At 40.7% G+C, this 18,087-nt stretch carries 13 protein-coding genes; 7 read left to right on the top strand and 6 right to left on the bottom strand.

All coding sequences use genetic code 11. The annotated features are described in order from the left end of the window. The first annotated feature begins 69 nt into the window (after window positions 1-69). The gene (locus G7B18_RS06840) at window positions 70-849 is read left to right on the top strand and encodes a LuxR C-terminal-related transcriptional regulator (RefSeq protein WP_164122243.1); all 780 of its coding nucleotides are present in this window, start codon (window positions 70-72) and stop codon (window positions 847-849) included. A gap of 2 nt (window positions 850-851) precedes the next feature. Here the strand turns inward: G7B18_RS06840 and G7B18_RS06835 are convergent, their stop codons facing one another. The 5 genes from G7B18_RS06835 to G7B18_RS06815 are packed head-to-tail and all read right to left on the bottom strand — an operon-like array spanning window position 852 to window position 5,732. Next, the gene (locus G7B18_RS06835) at window positions 852-1,352 is read right to left on the bottom strand and encodes a hypothetical protein (RefSeq protein WP_164122242.1); all 501 of its coding nucleotides are present in this window, start codon (window positions 1,350-1,352) and stop codon (window positions 852-854) included. Beyond that, on the bottom strand, window positions 1,349-1,789 hold the full coding sequence (locus tag G7B18_RS06830; RefSeq protein WP_164122241.1) for a hypothetical protein: 441 nt from the start codon (window positions 1,787-1,789) through the stop codon (window positions 1,349-1,351). The genes G7B18_RS06835 and G7B18_RS06830 overlap by 4 nt, the downstream gene beginning before the upstream one ends. Before the next feature lie 24 nt (window positions 1,790-1,813). Then, the gene (locus tag G7B18_RS06825; protein ID WP_164122240.1) at window positions 1,814-3,223 is read right to left on the bottom strand and encodes a hypothetical protein; all 1,410 of its coding nucleotides are present in this window, start codon (window positions 3,221-3,223) and stop codon (window positions 1,814-1,816) included. Between the two features lie 17 nt (window positions 3,224-3,240). After that, entirely contained in the window at window positions 3,241-4,497 is a 1,257-nt protein-coding gene (locus G7B18_RS06820; RefSeq protein ID WP_164122239.1) for a hypothetical protein, read from the bottom strand. A 14-nt stretch (window positions 4,498-4,511) separates the two neighbouring features. Continuing rightward, entirely contained in the window at window positions 4,512-5,732 is a 1,221-nt protein-coding gene (locus G7B18_RS06815; RefSeq protein ID WP_164122238.1) for a hypothetical protein, read from the bottom strand. A gap of 193 nt (window positions 5,733-5,925) precedes the next feature. Between G7B18_RS06815 and G7B18_RS06810 the strand changes: the two genes are divergently transcribed. Then, window positions 5,926-6,726, top strand: coding sequence for a DUF3575 domain-containing protein (locus G7B18_RS06810; protein ID WP_164122237.1), 801 nt, complete (start codon window positions 5,926-5,928; stop codon window positions 6,724-6,726). A 53-nt stretch (window positions 6,727-6,779) separates the two neighbouring features. Here G7B18_RS06810 and G7B18_RS19205 read toward each other — a convergent pair whose 3' ends face one another. Then, the gene (locus G7B18_RS19205; RefSeq protein ID WP_164108895.1) at window positions 6,780-7,472 is read right to left on the bottom strand and encodes a LuxR C-terminal-related transcriptional regulator; all 693 of its coding nucleotides are present in this window, start codon (window positions 7,470-7,472) and stop codon (window positions 6,780-6,782) included. 418 nt (window positions 7,473-7,890) lie between these two features. On the opposite strand from G7B18_RS19205, the gene gltB reads away from it, so the two are divergent. The 5 genes from gltB to G7B18_RS06780 all read left to right on the top strand — a co-directional run bounded on the left by gltB (window position 7,891) and on the right by G7B18_RS06780 (window position 18,087). After that, window positions 7,891-12,390: a glutamate synthase large subunit gene (gene gltB / locus G7B18_RS06800; protein WP_164122236.1), complete on the top strand. Its 4,500-nt coding sequence runs from the start codon at window positions 7,891-7,893 to the stop codon at window positions 12,388-12,390. Between the two features lie 20 nt (window positions 12,391-12,410). Continuing rightward, window positions 12,411-13,877, top strand: a complete 1,467-nt coding sequence (locus tag G7B18_RS06795) for a glutamate synthase subunit beta (protein WP_164122235.1) — start codon at window positions 12,411-12,413, stop codon at window positions 13,875-13,877. Window positions 13,878-14,119: 242 nt separating this feature from the next. Beyond that, entirely contained in the window at window positions 14,120-16,105 is a 1,986-nt protein-coding gene (locus tag G7B18_RS06790) for an FUSC family protein (protein WP_164122234.1), read from the top strand. A 274-nt stretch (window positions 16,106-16,379) separates the two neighbouring features. Beyond that, window positions 16,380-17,453, top strand: coding sequence for an NADH-quinone oxidoreductase subunit NuoH (nuoH, locus tag G7B18_RS06785; protein ID WP_164108899.1), 1,074 nt, complete (start codon window positions 16,380-16,382; stop codon window positions 17,451-17,453). A gap of 73 nt (window positions 17,454-17,526) precedes the next feature. After that, window positions 17,527-18,087 carry a NuoI/complex I 23 kDa subunit family protein gene (locus tag G7B18_RS06780; protein WP_205600178.1) on the top strand — a complete coding sequence of 187 codons (561 nt, stop codon included), beginning with the start codon at window positions 17,527-17,529 and terminating at the stop codon, window positions 18,085-18,087.

The following is an 18,087-nucleotide window of genomic DNA, read 5'->3' as shown; positions in this document are numbered from 1 at the left end:
ATTCTGTCTACTACGGCAAAAGAATACTAAATTAATGATAGCATCTTATTTCATTTAACACGTTAACACATGGATGTATCGAGGTATAACCAGGCCAAACAAACTTGGCAAGAAATTGCAAAATATGCGCCGGAAGCTGATTTACCTTATTCATTTCAGCTCGAAATCTATAAAAAGCTATTGGCCAGATTTCATCTTGACTCCTATTACTACTATATATTCAATGTAGGTAATATAGAAATGGAATTTGTAAGTGAAAGTCTAAACTCCATTTTGGGTTGGTCAGTCGATGGCTTTTCTGCTGAATACCTCGTGAATAATATACATCCTGATGATAAGTCCCGCTTCATCATGTACGAACAAGAGGTTACTGCTTTCTTTTCAAAACTCACACCAGATCAAGTCTTGAAATACAAGGTCAGTTACGATTATCGTTTACGCTGCGCTGATGGTTCTTACAAATGGCTATTACAGCAAATAAGCACTATACAAACCAATGAAGATGGAGCAGTCGTCAGGGTGCTCGGCGTCCATACCGATATCTCCCACCTTAAAACGGAGAACAAAGGCATTAACCTCTCTTTTATAGGACTAGACGGCGAACCTTCATACTACAGTGTACTAACTCCTTCAGGAAAACGGAATACACCTCCACCTTCTTTATTTACAGCGCGAGAAAAAGAAATAATCCAATTAGCTCTTATGGGAAAAACCACGTCCGAAATCGCATCGTCACTCTATATATCCACACATACAGTGAGTGTACACCGTAAAAACATTCTTCGAAAATCCAACTGTAAATCTTTTATTGAGTTAGGTTCGAAAGCCTTACGGGAAGGCTGGATATAGAATTACCTTAATTTTACCCAAGCAATTAACCGCAACAGGTATTCCCGATTTTTGGCTGCACTTACCCATTTAGGCAATCGGCTCGCGATGCTATTGTTCTGATAAGGTAACCCGTTTCGCTCTCGCAAAGAATCTTTCAAATAAGCCTCGATAACCGACAGATGTTCGAGATTATAAGCCCAGAGTGTTCCTTCATTGACCTCGATACAATACCACAACGCAAATCCGAAGAACGGATCTATCGGCGCATTCGGATACAATAGCCGGCTATACTTAGTTAGTCCACGACTATTGACATATACCGGCGTTTTAGGCGTATTCTCGTATTTAATAGCATAACCACAGGATACACAAGAAAAACGCACCTTTTCTTCGTGCTCGGCCATAGGTACATACAGACCAGCCCCGATGACCAGCGCCTTCTTTTCGCAGCGTGGGCATACGACGTCGATACGGTCGGTAAAGTCCTCATTACGGACGATATAGGGATTCAGTGTTTTCATATCGGAAACCCCAGCTCTTCTTTAGTAGGCTTTGGTGTATCTGGGTGGCGGGTACGGATACAAAATACCCGCGGATACGCCTCTCCTTCCAACTGTATCTGTATCCTATACATTGTACTTCTGCCAAATCGTAACATCGGCTTGTTTACGCTGCTTCGTATTCCTTTGTACAACGCATAGGCCTTGTTGTCTTTCCATTCCATATGCTTTATCGGTCTACCATTTTTCCAAACAGCAAATTGTACTATGTCCTTATTATGCTTGATCAGTAGTTGGTATTTCCCTCTTTCGATAATGGTTTCCAGCATGGTTATACTTGTATATAGATCGAGGACAATCTCGCTTTCTCGAAGATCCACAGTCTGCGCACGTAACCCTAACAACAACACACCTATTAATACAACTGTTGAAAGCGTTCTTTGAACAACCTGTTTCATAATATTCCAACTGTTCTATTTTAATTAAAATCCCACCCCGAATTGCACAACAGGCTTTTCTTTAAACAATTGAACTCCTGCTTTCAACACTAACCCCTTACCTATCATACCCTTCAAACCAACCTCTGGATAAACTTGCCATGTTTTTTCGCCAGTAAGCTTATAAGAGTCTGTGCCGTCTTCATAGGTTTGGTATCTGACACCAGCACCAGCATAAGCCCATAGCGGATAGGCAACTTTCATAGTGAACCCAAAACTGGAGGCAGCAAAAGATTTCTTCAGATCCTCATCTCCGCTATAGGCATCAAGAGACTCCAATTCGATTGGAGAAGAAAAACCTGGCAAAGGAAAACTATAATTCAACCCCCAATAAACAGACAAAGCATGGGATACCTTTAGCCCACCCACCTCTACACCAAAACTTTTGTTTGTCCCATAACTCAACATATAGTATGTTTTATTGCGTCTAGCAGCTATAGCCGCTTTACGTTTTAATCCGGACTGAGCCTGATGGAGCTTAGCTTGCACCATTTTGATCTGACTACCTTGAGGAAAAATGGTTTTATACTTCTCATACAGCGTCTCTGCTCTCTCATAGTCTTTTAAAAGTAGGGCCTGCTGCCCCTCTGCATACAGCGTTTTCTCATAAACTGTCATCACCTCTGCTTTATTTGCCCCACTCGGATAAGTATTTAAATACGTTTCACATTCGACTACAGAATTCGCGCGAACAACCTTCTCATAGGCCTTTTTCTCTTTTGCTTTACTCAACCCATCTGTTATAAGATTTTTGTGTTTACCATCATAAAACGTTTTCAAATAGTCTTCATATACTCCAATATCGTCTTTTACAAGGGCATTATTATACGCTCGCTCTTCTTGGCTTTCCAACAAATTTAACGCATTTTGCTCTCCTTGATGATTAGGATAGCTTTTTAAAAATCTTCTGATTGCGCTGACATCACCGCTCATAGCATCAGCATAGCTTTTGGCTTCAGCTTGTTCTTGTTTAATCTTCTCGTTGGCAAGCCTTTGTTCTATGGCCAGTAGTTCTTCTTGCAACCTGCGGTTATCGGCTAGACGTTTCTCTTCGGCAGCTTTTTCTTTTTCTTCTATTTTTACCAAATATTCAAAGGCTTCTTCTTTAAGTTCAGGCTGTGCGGGGAGGTTACTAAAGATTTCTACAGAGCTTTTCACTTTATCATATTCACCTAATTCGTAATAACTTTTGATACGCAAATGCTCAATGCGCGCATTTGTAGTTTTTAACAAATCGGTTACTTGTCGACAGTAATCTAGCGCTTGTAGATAATTTTTAATTTCAAAAGCTTTTAAAGCTTGCTGATAATAAGCCTTTGCTTTATCATCGGCAGTCTGTGCTTGTACCAGCGTAAAGGCAAAAAATAATATAAATATGTATAGTAATTTTTTCATGTTATTTGATGTAGATTTTACTTCTTTAAATTGTAGGTAAGTCCAATAAAAAATGCAGGTTTATATCGTTCTATATATTTTATTTCTACACTGGATGACGTAAAATTAAGGTCATTGTCTAAATTGGACGGATTAATTCGCTTCATGTTGACAAAAGATACCCCACTTGTTAAAACCAATCTATTTTCTTGCATAAACGCTATGGACAATCCTCCGTAAAAATTCAATTTCGTTTCTGCATTGAGACTTATTCCTGCAGATATTCCATAATCTAAGGCTGTTCCGAAATCGTAAAAAGCATGAGTTAAACCACCCAAAGCATGAGAAAAGTTCTCATCTTCTAACTTTGTTACACCAATCACTGCATCATTTTCATAGCGGATTCCATATTCTTCATTTCCAATAAACGACAGTAGATAACCTGCACTAAAATTCACACGAAGCTTGTTGGTTGGGATAATTGTGAAGTCAGGAAATGTATGTAATACTTTCTCTCCTGTTTTATCATAAATTTTAGGGGTTATAACAACTTTGTCATCTCGAATTTGCCTTGCATCATCAAGATAAAAAAACGATGCATTTTGGACAAAATCCGATCGTTGTTCCAAATATTGTTTAACATCGTTTATATTTTTGACAAATTCCTCACAATACACTTTTTCCTTTTTTGATTGAGCATCTTTCCATTCTTTAGCATAGTATTCTTTAGTTGTGCCATTAGCATCTCTTAAAAAACTATATTTGTCTTCTAATTCTAGATAATAAGATTTAATATTTTTAATTGGCTCAGTAAATTGAATAACTTGACTTTTAAAGCTAGCAGTATCTTTTATAATAAGGATACTGTTTACATAATTAGCTTGCTGTTCTTTTAGTAAAAGTAAATTAGTAAGGTTAGAATAAGCAGCAAAAAAATCGTTATAGTAGTATGGAAAATTCTTATCTATGGGAGCTTTAGGAGGAAAATTCCCTTTTTCGGATTCTCCTAGATACATTTCAGCCTTTAAATCTTCTAAATTTCCTTTAAGAGCATCAATAGTGTTTTTTAAATCATTAAAATCATTATTAGAATTAGCTACATCTACATATCCTTTTCCCATAAAAGGGTTAATATTGTTAATCTTAATTTTGATAGTGGAGTTATATCTAACTTTAAAACCTTTTGGGTATTTATTTATCCCAAATGGATTTATCTCAATAAGAGAATCTACTGTTTGCCCACATACCACACCCGAAATCAACAGGGCTAAAAGTGCTACTATTATTGTTTTCATAATTTCTATATTGATTAGTTTTCTAATTTTAAGATTTCTACCAACTCTTCTACAGCAGCTTTTAAACCCTTAGCATCTTCTTCTGTGGACACGAATACAAACAGGTTACCTCCAGAATGTTCCCCCCTCCATCTTAGAAAATATTGACCATTCTTATCATTAAGAGTTTTGTCTATGGTAATTCTTTTGAACTTCATTATTTCTTTTTTTTCGACATGATATCCACCATGACAAATAATCAACACCTTTCCATCAAGTGTTACTGATTCCATTTTTTCTACTGTATAGTCACTATATACATATTTGTAAGTTTTAAGGTATACATCATTGATGTATTTAACTAATTCTGCTTTTTTGTCAGGAGGAGTATTGGCACTATTCAGCTTCGTTGCTGTAATTTTCGATTTTTCTTCAACTCCATTCCAAAAATCATCCTTGTCTTTAGAACCCGTACTTTTTTCCGTACTCCCACTCCAAAAGTCGTCTTTGGCACCTCCACTATTCTCCTTGCCAGAAGAACTGCTTTTATTTGCACCCCCATGCCAAAAGTCTTCATTGCGCATTCCAGTATTCCCCTTATCGGAAGAATTACTTTTGTCGACACCTCTTGCTGTGCCTGTGACAATAATCGTTGAAGCTTGACTCTTCTTCTCCAACGCTGTGATAGCGCTTTTCAAAGACTGACGCTTTTCTTCCAGTTTTTGGATAAAATATCTCAGATTTTGCTGCTTTTTAAAGTGATCAGAGATTTGGGAAATGGATTCCTTGCTTTTTATTTCAGCAATCATATTGTCAATTGTCGTAATCGATTCCTCTAGACTTTGCTTGTTATCATAATTAGTGTTCTTCCCTATTGCATCTACTCTCTTGCTCATTGCATCATAGTATTTCAGATACTCCACATAATTGGTGGCAGGATAGCCGTCAATCATCACCTGACTATCATTCAATTTTAATCCTGCTGGAAAAGGATAATCTTTTCGTAGGAAACGTTGACTATTATAACCGGTCATAGTTACAGTAGTGCCTTTATAACTAAACGACACCACTGCTTTAAACATAGTAGCTTTCACAAACATCCAGTCTCCTCCTCCTTCAGAACCTTCTGCGCGAATGAAAATGCCTATCTGCTCGTTGCGATACACCTCGTTAGGACTCTGAGCCTGCACCGCAGTAGCAATGCACACACAGACGATTCCAAATAAACTAATAAAAAAATCAACTGCTTTCTTCATATCTATAATTTAGGGCACCTAATTATCAGTAATAATCTTTTACAAAGAAAGCTCGCCTCCCTGTATTGGTAAATACCTAGGGCTAGGTATTTTGCTACGCCTTAACACACCTCCATATTAATAAAATACCCCTTTTTAGGTATGTAAACTCACAAAAATATCCTCTATTTTCGCTGCTATAAAATTATTAGCTATGAATAAAAATTTACTTATCCTCGCAACGCTTGTACTTGCAATGCTACCCTTTACCAGTTGGTCTCAGACTGAACCGACGGCAGAACCATCGGGCAATAACATGGTTAAATTTAATGTGCTCCCCCTATTGGGAGGAAAGTTCGCTTTTGAATACGAACGCTCCATAACAGACCGCATCAGCGCAGGTGCTGCAATAAGTTTTCGTCCAGAAAAAAAACTGCCTTTTCAATCCACCGTACAGGATTTTGTTGACGATGAGGACTTAAACAAATTGATAAGCGATTTTAAAAGCTCGAACTTCTCTATTACGCCCGAGGTCAGGTTTTACCTTTCAAAACGAGGTCTATTTAGAGGTTTTTATATGGCACCGTATGTAAAATACGCAAATTATAAAGCTTCTGTTCCTTTTGATTTTGATGTTGCGGTAGAAGAGAGCGGAACTGAAATCTTCAGTCGTACAGAAACTATCCCTTTGGAGGGAACTATCAATTCTTTCACAGGCGGCTTCTCTTTGGGATTCAATTTCAAGCTGTCTCGTCAACTTCATTTAGACTGGCGTCTGATAGGCCCAGGCTATGGGAGCGCTAATGGTAAAGCCTCTGGAACGATGGTACTAAACCCAGACGAACAACAGGCCCTACGAGAGAGTATGGAAGACCTAAAGACAGACTTGGGTGATTTGCCTTTAGGTGGCATTAAGATGGAATATGATATTCATGAAAATGGCACAGATATCCATATAAAACGTAGCCCATGGGCGGGAATACGTACAGGACTATCCATTGGTTATCGATTTTAAAGCTAGTCAATCTAATTAGATCTCCTCTTCTATACTTACAGAGGGGATTTAATTTAAATCATATTTAACCGTTGCCTTAGCTCCAAAAAGTTCTCTGCATTAGTCTTGGCCAATATTTTTCTTCTATGTGTATTTACAGTATGTTCACTTATAAAGATCAAAGCAGCGATATCCTTACTACTCTTCCCTTGGAGAATTAAGTCTAAGACTTCAATTTCCCGTTTAGAAAGATCATAGTGATTTTCTACGTGGACGGGCCTGTTCTTCATACGATCGATCATTAAAAAATCATTTTCCTTCCTTTGAAAGCCGTCCTCTGCAACGTCATGAAAAACTAAAGAACGCTTCATATGTCCCCGTTCGTCAATTTCGATTGCTTGATAAGATTGTTTAATAAATATATAATCGCCTGTTTTTTTACGGACTCTGTAGGAATATTTGAAATAAAAACGATAATGATCTTCAAAATATAGCTTATCCATAAGCTCGATAGCCTTTCTCTCAGATTCCATACAGTATGAAACATCATCCGGATGAATAATAGACATCAAAAATTCAGATGTAAACTCAGCAGTTTCGTAGCCTAAAATAGATTTTAATGATGAACTTACAAATTCAAAGTTATTACCAAAACAGTTCATAATAAAATGATAGCGCTTTAGACTAACCACCTCAGTCTTCACAACAGGTCTTTCCGAGAAAAGCTGCCCATGATCAAACCAAAAATCCCAACCTTTATCAGCCATACTGTAAATTAATTATTTGATTAATTCAATTCTTATTTCATGTCAAATTCCCCGAAGATACCCTTTTTCACAACTATGATAGAGAGAAAACCCATTTAACACCTGTTACATTAGTTTTTTTCAAGCAATACAATGTAAATTCTTTAATCGTATCACTATTCAGAATGAAGTTTCCAAATCTGCAATAAAAACCAAAAATAATACAAAAACGCCCATAAAAACACAAAACAATTAACGAATACATAATAAAATCAAATTTTAATTTCATTATTTGCAAAATATAAGTATTTTTGTTTCTATATTAGCAAACTCGATAGTTGATACTTCAAAAACCTGCAATCATCTATAGCTACGAAGCTCAGCAGGTTTCTTTCCAACTATTGAAGAAAAATACATTCAATCCAAATACCAACAAACAATGCAGCAAGAAGGACTCTACAACCCCGAATTTGAACATGATGCCTGTGGCGTCGGATTTGTAGCTCACATCAAGGGACAAAAATCACATGCACAGGTCAAAGATGCGTTGACCATGCTAGAAAACATGGAGCACCGCGGAGCTTGTGGCTGTGATCCAGAAAGTGGTGATGGTGCTGGTATTATGATCCAACTACCGCACGAGTTTTTGTGGGAGGAATGTATACAGTTAGGGATACAACTTCAAGAGCCCGGCTATTATGGTGTAGGAATGGTATTTTTACCAAAAGAGGAAAAGCTAAACCAGATCTGTCGTACCGTGATCCAGGAGGCTACTGCAGACCGTAACATGGAGTTTCTCGGTTTTCGAACTGTCCCGGTGAATCGCGAAGGAATAGGCCCTACAGCTTTGAGTGCCGAACCTGAAATAGTACAGTTCTTCGTATCAAGACCAGACGGAGTGGCTAGCACCGAAGATTTTGAACGTAAATTGTATGTACTGCGGAGACGGATTATTCAAAAAATAAAAACACACCAAACCTACCCCCTACCACTTTATATCGCATCACTTTCTTGCAAAACCATAATTTACAAAGGACAACTGACAACCTATCAGGTAGGCTCGTACTTTAAAGACCTTAAAGATAGCAGAGTAGTATCTGCCTTTGGCTTAGTTCACTCCCGCTTTTCGACAAACACTTTTCCATCATGGTCGCTGGCACAACCCTTCCGTATGATAGCACATAATGGAGAAATCAATACGTTGACAGGCAACTTAAATTGGTTCTATGCAGGCGTACGCGCACTGTCTTCTCCCTATTTTACGAAAGAAGAGATGGAGATCTTACTTCCTGTAGTAGACAAAGGACAGTCCGATTCTGCATGCTTAGACAATGTCGTTGAGTTACTATTACATTCGGGCCGTAGTCTACCACATGTGATGTTGATGCTAGTACCCGAAGCCTGGGATGGCAACACACAAATGGACCCCCTAAAAAGGGCATTCTACGAATATCACGCCACCTTAATGGAACCTTGGGATGGTCCCGCTGCCCTCTGTTTTACAGACGGCAAGATCATCGGCGCTACATTAGACCGCAACGGCCTACGTCCTTTGCGGTACGCCATCACCTCCGATGATCGTGTCATTGTAGCTTCGGAAGCCGGAGCCTTACCACTCGATGAATCTACGATTATTAAAAAAGGCCGTCAACAACCGGGCAAAATATTCGTAGTCGACATGGAACAAGGCCTGATTCGCTCGGATGAAGAAGTGAAAGGAGAATTAATCCGTCAACAACCCTATGGAGACTGGATCAACCAATACAAGATCAAATTGGAAGAACTTGCGGAACCGCGTGTCACGTTTACCTACCTTTCTAAGGAATCGGTCTTTAAATACCAACAAGCATTTGGCTATTCGCGCGAAGATCTGGAGACCATATTGACTCCCATGGCGTTGACGGGCTATGAGCCTATAGGGTCTATGGGTACCGATGTGCCGTTAGCGGTGTTATCGGATCAACCTCAACACCTGGCCTCTTACTTCAAACAATTCTTTGCGCAGGTAACGAATCCTCCGATTGACCCTATACGCGAACGTTTGGTAATGAGCTTGGCCACCTTTATCGGTAACGCCGGAAATATATTGATTGAGGACAAAAAATTCTGTCACTGCGTCACACTAGAGCATCCAATATTAACATCCAGTGAGTTGGAAAAACTACGCTCTATCGACACCGGGGTGTTTCAAGCAAAAACACTGCAATGTTATTTCCGGGCTGATGGTAAACCAGGATCACTTGAAGCGGGCATAGAACGTCTCTGCCGCTACGCTGACGATGCTGTACGAGACGGCTTTGAGGTCATTATCTTATCGGATCGAGCAATAGATTCACAACATGCTGCTATACCTTCAATCCTTGCTGTATCTGCTGTACACCACCACTTGATAAAAACAGGAAACCGAGGAGCGGTAGGTCTAGTCGTTGAAGCTGGAGATGCCATAGAAGTCCATCATTTCGCCTGTCTACTGGCCTTTGGGGCAACAGCTATCAACCCCTATCTGGCTCTAGCGAGTATAAGAACGCTAAAAGCAGAAAACCTATTGGACACGGACCTTACTTGGGAAGAATTGAGGAAAAATTACGTTAAAGCGATATGCAATGGCTTATTGAAAATATTCTCCAAAATGGGGATCTCTACGCTACAATCGTACCACGGCGCCCAGATATTCGAAGTACTCGGTATTGATAAATCAGTCGTAGATGCTTATTTCTGTGGTGCTGTGTCCCGTATCGGAGGACTCAACCTAGACGATATTGCCAAAGAAGCCTTAGCCAAACATTGGCGTAGCTTCGAAAGCTCACGCACACCAAAAAACCTCCTACCAGAAGGTGGTATCTACCAATGGAAGAGGCGCGGAGAAGGACATCTCTGGAATCCACAGACCGTTCACTTACTACAACAAGCTTGTCGCACAGGCGACTTTGACACGTATAAAAAATATTCGGCACTGATCAATAACCAAGAGGAACATATGTTTACCTTGAGAGGGCTACTTGATTTTGCCAAACACCGCACGCCAATATCCATTGACAAGGTGGAGCCAGCAAGCGAAATTATGAAGCGCTTTGCCACCGGAGCCATGTCTTTCGGTTCCATATCGCATGAGGCGCATAGCACCCTTGCTATTGCCATGAATCGTATCGGTGGAAAATCGAATACAGGAGAGGGTGGTGAAGACGAGATACGTTATGAAAAACTGCCCAATGGGGACTCTATGCGCTCAGCCATCAAACAAGTAGCTTCTGCTCGTTTTGGGGTAACCTCCAACTACCTCACCCAAGCAGATGAAATACAAATCAAAATGGCGCAAGGGGCCAAACCGGGCGAAGGAGGGCAGCTACCAGGCCATAAAGTCGATGAATGGATCGCTAAAGTACGGCATGCTACACCAGGTGTAGGCCTTATATCTCCGCCTCCACACCATGACATCTATTCGATCGAAGATCTGGCACAACTTATCTTCGACCTTAAAAATGCAAACAGAGAAGCACGAATCAATGTCAAGCTTGTCTCCAAGGCTGGAGTAGGTACAATAGCTACAGGTGTTGCAAAGGCACACTCCGATGTCATCTTGATCGCTGGATACGACGGTGGTACAGGCGCATCTCCTATCAGTTCTATCAAACATGCCGGACTACCTTGGGAGCTGGGATTGGCCGAAGCGCATCAGACATTGGTACAAAACAAATTAAGAAGCCGCGTCGTACTACAGGCGGACGGACAGATGAAAACCGGGCGTGATCTTGTCATAGCAACGCTATTGGGAGCCGAAGAATGGGGGGTAGCTACTGCCGCCCTTGTCGCTGGCGGTTGTATTATGATGCGTAAATGCCATCTCAACACCTGTCCAGTTGGTGTCGCAACTCAAGATCCCGAACTACGCAAGCTATTCTCAGGAAAACCAGAGGATATCGTTCATCTGTTTCAATTTTTGGCTGAGGAAATGCGCGAAATAATGGCGCAACTAGGATTCCGTACCATTAACGAAATGGTAGGACGGGCACAATTCTTGAAAAAAAGAGAAACTATTGCACACTGGAAAGCCAGCAAAGTAGACTTCAACGATCTACTGTATGTCGCACGCAACGAATCTGGCTCTCCTTTATATAACACGGAAGAGCAAGATCACGGTATAGCAATGATTTTGGATTGGGGCCTATTGAAGCAAGCAAAACCGGCGCTAGAAAGCAAAACACCTGTCTTCGGAACTTTCCGAGTCAAGAACACGGATCGCACTATAGGCACAATGCTTTCAAACGAGATCTCAAAAGCATACGGTTCAGAAGGACTACCAGATAACACCATCAATTTCAAATTCGAGGGGTCTGCAGGACAATCCTTTGGGGCATTCAATACCAAAGGAATATCATTTGAACTCGAAGGTGAAGCCAATGACTATGTAGGTAAAGGGCTATCTGGAGCACAATTGGCCATTTATCCGGCTAAAGAAAGTGGTCTAATACCGCACGAAAATATAATTATCGGCAATGTGGCGCTATATGGAGCTACCTCTGGGCACCTCTTTATCAATGGTATGGCAGGCGAACGATTTGCGGTACGTAATTCCGGTGCCACAGCTGTTGTTGAAGGTATCGGAGATCACGGCTGTGAATATATGACAGGCGGCCGAGCACTTATTCTGGGAGAGACAGGACGCAATTTTGCGGCTGGTATGAGTGGAGGTATCGCTTGGGTATATGATATCCAAGGAACATTCCGTAGTAACTGCAACCAAGAGATGGTCGACCTGGATCCTTTGGAAACCGAAGATGAATCAGCAATCATTGCATTACTGAAACGACATATACACCTAACGCGTAGCGAAAGAGCATCTTACATTCTTAACAACTGGGCTACAGAAAAGAGTCGGTTCATCAAAGTATTCCCGCGGGAATACAAAAATGTAATACTTAAAAAATTAGTAGTCGCTTAATATAGAAGAGGAATTATATCATGGGAAAAGCAACAGGATTTTTAGAATTTGATAGATTGGCTCCTCAGAAAGAGTCTATAGAGAACAGAAAACAAAATTATCAGGAATTTGTTCACCCTTATTCGGAAGAACAACTTAATGGACAGGCGGCACGCTGCATGAATTGCGGAATTCCGTTCTGCCATTCAGGCTGCCCCCTAGGTAATGTCATTCCAGAATTTAACGATGCGGTATATGACGGCAAATGGGAAGAGGCTTACAACATCTTAGCTTCTACAAATAACTTTCCGGAGTTTACCGGCCGTATATGTCCCGCTCCATGTGAATCGGCATGTGTACTGGGCATCAACAAGAATCCTGTAGCTATCGAGGAGATCGAAAAGCATATCATCGAAATAGCCTACAAAAAGGGCTATGTAAAACCCAACAAGTCCTACATCAAGACAGGCAAGAAAGTCGCTGTCATAGGATCAGGTCCTGCCGGGCTAGCAGCAGCAGCTCAGTTAAATAAAGCAGGCCACGATGTTGTAGTCTACGAACGTGATGATAAAGTGGGTGGACTACTTCGCTATGGCATCCCTGATTTTAAATTAGATAAATCAGTCATCGACCGTCGGGTCAATATCATGAAAGAATCTGGCATAGTATTCCGTACCAATGCCGAAGTAGGCGGTAATATCCCTGCAACAGAACTGGATCAATATGATGCTGTAGTCCTATCCGGCGGATCGACAATCCCCCGTGACCTAAACATTCCCGGTCGGAACCTGACAGGTGTCCACTATGCCATGGAGTTTTTAAAACAACAGAACAAGCGTGTCGGCAACTCTACTATCGCCGTACCGGAAATCCATGCACGGGGTAAAAATGTGCTGGTCATCGGAGGTGGAGACACCGGATCAGACTGCGTAGGCACATCCAACCGACATGGCGCCAAATCGGTGACGCAATTTGAACTGATGCCCCAGCCACCTCAAAGTCGTACCGAAGCGATGCCTTGGCCTAGTTATCCAATGTTATTAAAAACAACAACCTCACACGAAGAGGGGTGTCAACGCCATTGGAGCATCAGTACCAAAGAATTCCTTGGCGATGAGGCTGGAAATTTACGAGCTGCCCTCGTAGTAGACTTGGAGTGGGAAACCGATACTTTGGGAAGACCGACAAAATTTAAAGAGGTTGAAGGCTCTGAAAGGGAAATCCCTTGCGAACTGGTTACGCTCGCTATGGGCTTCCTTCATCCGCAGAAAGAAGGTTTGCTGCAGCAACTGGGCATAGCACTAGATGAGCGTGGCAACGTAAAAGCTACTGAAGGCAGTTATCGTACTAATACGGATAAATATTTTGCGGCAGGTGACATGCGCCGTGGCCAATCATTGGTGGTATGGGCCATATCCGAAGGAAGAGAATGTGCACGAAAGGTAGATGAATTTTTAATGGGCACAACCGAACTTGAAAGCAAAGAAGCTGTACAGCAATATGCCTAACCCTTGTTTCTAATCATCAATCTATATTTTTTCTGAAAGTGTCTGTTTTTAATGGACATCAAGAACTTTCATCACATGAAAGTTTTTTCTGTCAGACCTTTCCGATTTCTCGGAAAGGTCTTTTTGTCAAGAATAACAAAATAATATTTCGAGTTAAAATCAGTTACCAAAAACATATTCTATAAATATGTTTTTTTAGTACTTTTGCAATCGATTAAAAAGATCAATTGTAAATAGGCTTTATGATTCGTAAGATCAATCATTTTTTCGGAAAAGAGTTTGCCAAGGATGCATTAAGAAACATCCTGGTGATCCTACTCCCTTCCATACTTCTTTTCTACACCATCGGTCTACATGCTGCAATAGCTTTCGCCGTTGGTGTCATATTGTCATCATTGACCGACCTTCCTGGAAACAGGCAGGACAAAACAATGACTGCAATATGGTGTACCCCACTATTTGCCCTTACGGCCTTTTCCACAGCCGCAGCTCTTCACTATCTATCGTGGAGTATACTACCGATTTTAGCTGTTTGGGGATTCATATGTACCATGCTAATAGTTTTAGGCCCGAGGTGGGGCGTTATTGGCAATCTGACGCTTATTGTTATCAGCTTCACAATAGGTCTTAAGCCGCTTGATCCGTTAAGTTTTTCCTTATACTTTACACTTGGAACATTAAGCTTCTTTACCGTGAGTCTAATCCAAGCTTATGTATCACCTTACCGCTCTTTGAAATATGCCATGAAGGAAGGTTTTGAACAGATGGCTATTCTGTTGGAGGTAAAAATAAAGTGCTATGACGAAAAAACACCATTGGAACAGGTGTATAGAGAATTGAGCTTACTACATATTAAAATCTCTGAACAACTGGAAAGTATACGTTCCTTGTTGCTTCGCGAAAAGACGCTAATCTCATCCTGTCAAAACTCCGAACTGATATGGTTAAACAAAATCTATCGTTTGATTGACCTTTATGAACTACTCATGGGAATAGATACAGATTATGAAACTATCCGAGAAAAACTAAAACATTCGGAAGCTCTTCCTATAATCAGGCATATCCTTTTACTACTCTCCGACGAGATAAGGGTTTTAGAAAAGTCAAGAAATAGCTCACATATATTGGACAACGAGAAGCAAATCACTGCAGACATATTCAAGTTGGAGCAGATACAAATGAAAACAGATCTCGAAAGTAGATCACTGGTCAATCCTATTCTGATCCACATCAAACATATTTTATCTATTGTTCAACAAATTCAAAAATCAACCGTAGTACAAGACCCGACCTGGGTAAGCACTGCTGCCTATAAAAACTTTGTCCCGTCTACCCATAAAGGGCAGGTAATTGCAAAACATATAAAAACCAAATCTCCTGTATTTATCTATGCGATACGCATGGCGACGTTACTTATACTATCAGGCCTGGTCGGCTATACCTTACCTGAATACCGCTATGCTTCCTGGATCATACTGACAATCATTCTTGTCGCAAGACCTAGCTATGCTAATACGCAAAAAAGAAACTATCAGCGTATTGTCGGTTCATTAATTGGTATTGCAGCCAGTCTACTTATTACGCTCGTCATACACGATTCCCTATCAGTACTACTAATTGCCGCAATAACACTCTATGGATTTTTCCTATTCAACAAACCAAATTATTTGATCTGCGTCATATTCATCACCATTGCCGCCATCTTATCTCTCCATCTATACGAGGGCAACATCGGGGACTTGCTTAGTAGCCGCTTAGCTTTCACTTTATTGGGTTCGATTTTCGCAATCATAGGATGTTTTGCATTTCCAGTAAACCACCGTAGCGCGATGAAAAACCTATCTGACACGCTTATCGACAATTACCAAAACTACTATCATAAGCTACGCTCCCGACTTTGCGAAAATACCGTAGACTTTCAGGAACTGAGATTGGTTCGAAAGCATGCCCAGACTTCACTGGCGCAGCTTTACGATAACCTGGATCAATTTCAAAAAGAGCCGCGTTACAAGAAGCAAGATTGGAGTGATATTGCTTCTTTTCAAACGCTGGCCTATCGTATAAATGCACTTTTGGTCGGAGTATCAGTTAGTATCACCAAATCAATAGCCTATGAAAATGATAAAGCCCTTTTAGAACGACTCGACAATATTGAATTACTAATCCATGACCTCAATGCAATGGGGAAATCCGAAAAACTGACACCTAAAACATACACAACAGTTTAGTTAACCAACAATAGTCTACCATTCTAGTATATTTTCTCAGAAAAATAATATACTTTTACGTATTGATGCGAATATTGCGAAATTTTACTCATTTCGGGTGGTAAACAGACCTGAATTGAATAATGGTTTCAAGGAAATAGCTTATTTTTGGGACAGATGTAAACAAGATAAAGATTGTTGATACGTATGACATCTTCATGATAGTTTTCCTATGGTTCTTTTGCTACCTTTTATGTATGTTTGCACGTAATTAAGAATTATTCTAAAGAGATTAGTGACCCAGCTTTTAATCCATATCATAGTACCTGTTGCCATCTTTGGCTTTATTGCGTTATTCACGCTGTTCGCGGTATATGCCGAACGCAAGATTGCCGGCTTTGTACAGGATCGTCTAGGACCGATGGAAACTGGAAAATATGGTCTTCTTCAGACAGTAGCCGATATACTCAAACTTTTACAGAAAGAATTCATTACACCGAAGGCTGCCGATCGTCTTTTATTTGCGCTAGCGCCTATTGTCATATTTGGAGCTGTATATGTAGGCTATGCTGTTATCCCATGGGCTCCTGACTTTTTGCCTGCAAATACACATACCGGACTATTCTTTATTATGGCAGTAGTATCCATTGATGCCATAGGGATCTTAATGGCTGGCTGGGGATCGAACAACAAATACTCGATATTGGGCTCTATACGCGCTATTGCACAAATGGTATCTTATGAAATCCCTGTTGGGTTATCCTTAATTGCCGCAGTCATGATTACCCAGACCTTAAACCTTAATGATATTGCGATGCAGCAAGGTATAATGGCTAATCAGGATATTTTCTTTCTGGGTATTTGGAATGTCAATGATATCGGCGGAATTCTGGCCTGGAATATATTTCAGGCGCCACACCTTATCGTCGTATATCTCATATTCTTTATCGCATCATTGGCGGAGTGTAACCGCGCCCCATTTGATATTCCGGAAGCAGAATCCGAATTGATCGGTGGCTTTCATACAGAGTATGGAGGAATACGCTTTGCATTCATTTTCTTGGCAGAGTACGCTATGATGTTTTTAGTAGCAGTACTAGGTGTCGTCCTCTTTTTGGGTGGATGGAACACGCCTCTTCCCAATCTGGGAGCTGCAAAACTTGCAGACTGGACGACAGGCCTGGGATGGGGTATCTTTTGGACTTTAATTAAATCACTCACTATTGTCGGGATACAGATATGGATACGCTGGACATTGCCGCGTTTTAGGGCTGACCAGCTGATGAACCTATGCTGGAAAATAATGATTCCTATTGCATTCGTATGCATGGCAATATCAGGGTTATGGCGTATTTTGGTGATGGTATAGTGAACAAGTTATCAAGTAAACGAGTTATCAAGTGAACAAGATAACTGGATAACTGAATAACAATAAAAAATTGATTTTAAAAACAACGATACAAGGATTTACTACGGCTGTCAAAGGATTACTTTTGACGATCCGGCACCTTTTTGGTGCGCGGAAGGCACGGCAATCCTTAGATATTCGCCAAGAAGACTACTTTGAAAAGCAACAAGGGGTTACCACAGTACAATTTCCAAAAGAAAAAATGCCCATCCCCGAGGTGGCGCGTTATCAATTGGAGGTCGACATTGATGACTGTATTGTGTGCGACCTATGCGCAAAGGCTTGTCCTGTAGATTGTATCACTATTGAATCGATCAAATCGCCAGAAGCCATTGGCAAAACTTCAGATGGGTCGGTAAAAAGACTATATGCCGCACAATTCGATATTGATATGGCCAAATGCATGTACTGTGGGCTATGTACTGTGGTATGTCCCACCGAATGTATCACCATGACCAATCAATACGACCGCAGCACGACACAACTTACGGATCTGATTTATGGATTTGGAGAAATGTCGGATAATGAGATAGCACAACGTAAAGCAGAATGGACTAGATTTCAAGCTGAAAAGGAGGCAGCGAAGAAAAAGTAA

Origin of the sequence: Sphingobacterium sp. xlx-130 (genome assembly GCF_011007405.1) — a bacterium.
Taxonomy (GTDB): Bacteria; Bacteroidota; Bacteroidia; order Sphingobacteriales; family Sphingobacteriaceae; genus Sphingobacterium; species Sphingobacterium luzhongxinii.
This window is presented reverse-complemented; position numbering and strand designations above follow the sequence as displayed.

What these genes read in the sequence shown, in the direction of transcription:
- G7B18_RS06840 (WP_164122243.1), top strand. Translation starts at nt 70, where the DNA reads ATGGATGTATCGAGGTATAACCAGGCCAAACAAACTTGGCAAGAAATT.
- G7B18_RS06835 (WP_164122242.1), bottom strand. Translation starts at nt 1,352, where the DNA reads ATGAAAACACTGAATCCCTATATCGTCCGTAATGAGGACTTTACCGAC.
- G7B18_RS06830 (WP_164122241.1), bottom strand. Translation starts at nt 1,789, where the DNA reads ATGAAACAGGTTGTTCAAAGAACGCTTTCAACAGTTGTATTAATAGGT.
- G7B18_RS06825 (WP_164122240.1), bottom strand. Translation starts at nt 3,223, where the DNA reads ATGAAAAAATTACTATACATATTTATATTATTTTTTGCCTTTACGCTG.
- G7B18_RS06820 (WP_164122239.1), bottom strand. Translation starts at nt 4,497, where the DNA reads ATGAAAACAATAATAGTAGCACTTTTAGCCCTGTTGATTTCGGGTGTG.
- G7B18_RS06815 (WP_164122238.1), bottom strand. Translation starts at nt 5,732, where the DNA reads ATGAAGAAAGCAGTTGATTTTTTTATTAGTTTATTTGGAATCGTCTGT.
- G7B18_RS06810 (WP_164122237.1), top strand. Translation starts at nt 5,926, where the DNA reads ATGAATAAAAATTTACTTATCCTCGCAACGCTTGTACTTGCAATGCTA.
- G7B18_RS19205 (WP_164108895.1), bottom strand. Translation starts at nt 7,472, where the DNA reads ATGGCTGATAAAGGTTGGGATTTTTGGTTTGATCATGGGCAGCTTTTC.
- gltB (WP_164122236.1), top strand. Translation starts at nt 7,891, where the DNA reads ATGCAGCAAGAAGGACTCTACAACCCCGAATTTGAACATGATGCCTGT.
- G7B18_RS06795 (WP_164122235.1), top strand. Translation starts at nt 12,411, where the DNA reads ATGGGAAAAGCAACAGGATTTTTAGAATTTGATAGATTGGCTCCTCAG.
- G7B18_RS06790 (WP_164122234.1), top strand. Translation starts at nt 14,120, where the DNA reads ATGATTCGTAAGATCAATCATTTTTTCGGAAAAGAGTTTGCCAAGGAT.